This is a genomic window from Endozoicomonas acroporae, from assembly GCF_002864045.1.
Classification (GTDB): Bacteria; Pseudomonadota; Gammaproteobacteria; order Pseudomonadales; family Endozoicomonadaceae; genus Endozoicomonas; species Endozoicomonas acroporae.
On record NZ_PJPV01000190.1, the window covers coordinates 1 to 3,526 of the forward strand.

The 3,526-nt window shown below is 51.0% G+C and carries 2 protein-coding genes; both read right to left on the reverse strand.

Annotated features, from left to right (window positions below):
• Positions 1-1,044: DUF1601 domain-containing protein (locus CX664_RS23350; RefSeq protein WP_146000268.1), on the reverse strand; the 1,044-nt coding region annotated here is incomplete at its 3' end.
• Positions 1,045-1,200: 156 nt separating this feature from the next.
• On the reverse strand, positions 1,201-3,526 hold a 2,326-nt coding region (locus CX664_RS23355), incomplete at its 5' end, for an RAP domain-containing protein (protein WP_146000269.1).

Consider the following 3,526-nt stretch of genomic DNA (forward strand, 5'->3'; position numbering starts at 1 on the left):
CAGTTTCGCCATGGCCCACATCAGGTTGGCGATTTCCTGAGGTTTAAAGTTAGCTTTCTGCACGTTCACGCGGGGCAACAGCACGGCCACGGCCTCTTTGACCTCTGGTGTCCACTCCTGCTCTTTGTCCACCAGTTTCGCCATGGCCCACAGCAGGTTGGCGATTTCCAGGGGGTTAAAGTTGGTTTTCTGTGCAATCACGTGGGGTAACAGCGCGACAAGAGCCTCTTTGAACTCTGGTGTCCTGTCCTGCCCGTTGTCCACCAGTTTCGCCATGGCCCATAGCAGGTTGGCAATGCCCTGGGCCTTAAATTGGTCTTTTTGTGCGTTCACGTGGGGCAACAGCGCGACAACGGCCTCATTGAACTCTGGTGTCCGTTCCTGCCCGTTGTCCAACATTTTTGCCATGGCCCACAGCAGGTTGGCGACACCCCGGGCATCAATATCCCTGGCTGGAGGTTTTTGGCTGCAGTGAAATACTATTGCATCAAATAGCGTTGACAATAACATAGACTGAGTAAGTTTAACTCGCTCATCCATGGGTTTATGTAGGGTAAAAACACCCGCTGAAGTCAATGAATGAAGTGTTGTCGTCAGGCTTCGCCAATTCCAGCTGCGTGTTGCTGCGAAATTTTGCAGTAAACGCATCAGCTGGCTTTGTTCCGCTTGATTTAAAGGTCTTTCAGCAGCTGACGTGTATTTTTTAATTAAACTGGCATATTGCCCGTGATTTCTCCCATCATAGCGATGACCGAAATGATCCGATTTACTCACCAGATCATCCATTATTTTCTGTTTGATGAGGGCATTAAAATCTTGAGCAGGGTTTACTGAACGGCCCTGTAAATGTTGAGAAGAACGTGTGCCAGAAGAATGGTAAAATTCATTGCGACCCGGCGCAGTGCGGGGGGGATTATCCCATGGTCTGACTGTGGCATGTCTATACCGCCCACGCCCTGAAGAAGGGGCGTGGTTATTCGCTTGGTTGTAATTATTACCTGATCTTGTGTATTTACCACTGATACCAGCAGATCTTCTATCCATAATTATATTTCATTAATTCATGAGAATATAAAAAGCAGACTTCGGTTCTGTTCAGAAGTTCATTTTGCTGAACGGTTTATAAACGCAAGTGGTTGGAGGAGAACATCTACTCTGAATTGTGAAAACGGTTCCTGAGTCACGATAGCAGGGAGACGATTACTGGCTGTTTGTTCTCTTCTTTATTTGATCAATAAATGGTTTCATTAAACTCTGGTTCCAAAGCCTGTTAACCGGGATTTCAATGACCTCAAATCCTGATTTCTGCAGCAGTGCGATTTTCAGCAGCGTCGAACCCTTCCTGGTTTTGAAATCACCACCCACGTAATGAGACGGTCCCTGAACTTCAATCACCATGTTGTGATCTGGCAGTAACAGGTCAACCGGAGGTAATGAGTTCAGACTCTTTTCTTCTTCAATCTTCAAAGAGGGCAGGCATGATTGGAGTTGATTGCGGAAGTCGGATTGCGGTTTTGAAATGATTGTCTGGTAATGGGGGACGAACGGACACGCTCTCCCAAGCCAACTGGCGGCCATGGCAATGGTGGTTTGATCCTCTTCATTATCTGGGAATGTATTTTCCAGGCGAGTCAACAGGATATCCATGTGCTTTTCAAGCGCGTTATTTTTATTGGCATTGGAGTCTAGAGACAACCTGGCACAGCATACCATTACGCCCCAGAGAGACATCGATATATCTTGCCTGGAGAGCTGAGGGTTTTCACTGCTTCGGTAGACAAGCGATTCGAAAGTAGAGGTAACCATATTCAGCTCAACGAGTTCACCCAGTTTCGCCATGGCCCACAGCAGGTTGGCGATACCCTGTGGTGTAAAGTCAGCTTTCCGTGCGCTCACGTGGGGTAACAGCGCTGCCACGGCCGCTTTAAACTCTGGTGTCCACTCCTGCCTGTTGTCCACCAGTTTCGCCATGGCCCACAGCAGGTTGACGATGTGCCGAGGAATAAATTGGTCTTTCTTTGCGTTCACGTGAGGCAACAACGTGGCCACAGCCTTGTTGAGCGCTGCTGTCTGCTCCTGCCCGTTGTCCACCAATTTCGCCATGGCCCATAGCAGGTTGGCGATGTGCTGAGGAATAAATTGGTCTTTCTGTGCATTCACGTGAGGCAACAGCGTGGCCACAGCCTTGTTGAGCGCTGGTGTCTGCTCCTGCCCGTTGTCCACCAGTTTCGCCATGGCCCATAGCAGGTTGGCGATCTCTTGTGGTTTAAAGGTAGCTCTCTGTGCATTCACGTGGGGCAACAGTGCGGTCACGGCCTCGTTGAGTTCTGGTGTCGACTCCTGCCCGTTGTCCACCAGTTTCGCCATGGCCCACAGCAGATTGGCAATACCCTGTGGTGTAAAGCTGGCTTTCTGTGCGCTCACGTGGGGCAACAACACGGCTATGGCCTCGTTGAGCGCTGGTGTCCGCTCCTGCCCGTTGTCCACCAGTTTCGCCATGGCCCACAGCAGGTTGGTGATTTCCTGTGGTTTAAAGTTAGCTTTCTGTGTGATCACTTGGGGCAATAGCTTGGCAACGACCTCGTTGAGTGCTGGTGTCCGCTCCTGCCCGTTGTCCACCAGTTTCGCCATGGCCCACAGCAGGTTGGCGATATGCTGAGGAATAAATTGGTCTTTCTGTGTGTTCACGAGGGGCAGCAGGGCGGCCACGGCCTCGTTGAGCCCGGGTGTTGGCTTCTGCTCGTTGTCCACCAGTTTCGCCAGGGCCCACAGCAGGTTGGCAATATTCTGGGTATTAAATTGATCTTTCTTTGCGCTCACATGGTGCAACAGCGCGGCCACGGCCTTGTTGAGCTCTGGTGTCCGCTTCTGCCCGTTGTCCGACAGTTTCGCGATGGCCCACAGCAGGTTGACAATATTCTGGGTATTAAATTGATCTTTCTGTGCGTTCACATGGGGGAACAGCGCGGCCACAGCTTCTTTGAGCTCCGGTGTCCACTCCCCGTTGTCCACCAGTTTCGTCATGGCCCACAGCAGGTTGGCGATACCCTGGGCATTGAATTGGTCTTTCTGTATGTTCACGTGGGTCAACAGGGCGGCCATGGCCTGTTTGAACTCTGGTGTCTGCTCCAGCCTGTTGTCCACCAGTTTCGCCATGGCCCACAGCAGGTTGGCAATGCCCTGGGCCTTAAATTGGTCTTTCATTGCGCTCACGTGGGGCAACAGTGCGGCAACGGCCTCGTTGAACTCCGGTGTCTGCTTCTGCCCGTTGTCCACCAGTTTCGCCATGGCCCAAAGCAGGTTAGCGATACCCCGGGCATCAATATTCCTGGCTTGAGGTTTTTGGCTGCAGTTAAATATTATTGCATCAAGTAGCGTTGACAATAAGTGAGCTTGAGTAAGCTTAACACGCTCATCCATGGGGTAATGAGGGGTAAAAACACCCGCTGAAGTCAATGAATGAAGTGTTGTCGTCAGGCTTCGCCAATTCCAGCTCCGTGTTGGGGTAAAATTTTGCAGCATTCGT